This window comes from Pseudomonas sp. HY7a-MNA-CIBAN-0227 (assembly GCF_040310325.1).
In the GTDB taxonomy this organism is placed as follows: domain Bacteria; phylum Pseudomonadota; class Gammaproteobacteria; order Pseudomonadales; family Pseudomonadaceae; genus Aquipseudomonas.
In genome coordinates, this window is record NZ_JBEOPT010000128.1 from 1 (window position 1) to 274 (window position 274).

1 protein-coding gene is annotated in these 274 nt (G+C 37.6%); it reads right to left on the reverse strand.

What is annotated here, in order from left to right; translation table 11 throughout:
- Positions 1–251, reverse strand: a 251-nt coding sequence (locus AAEZ06_RS27265; RefSeq protein WP_350617218.1) for a hypothetical protein, incomplete at its 3' end; no start/stop codon positions are given.
- Positions 252–274 lie beyond the last annotated feature (23 nt).

A 274-nucleotide genomic window follows, 5' to 3' on the forward strand; every position in this document is an offset into this window, starting at 1 on the left:
CCCTGTGAAATTGCCGCCCATAAGGTATGCTTTGATTCCGGAGTCCATAATAAACGAGCCATCGGCTGATGCCCCCAGCCAGTAAAGCTATTTTTTTCAGAGCGGTTACCAACAATTAACTTAAGCGTCTCGGGTATTAATGTGAATTGCGCTTGAACAAATCCACCATAATGGTGATAAGTATTAATATTATTAATATTTTTAACATAATCACTATCGTCTACGTCAATGTTGTTATAACGATAGTTCACTCCCCAATCAAATTGTATATGAT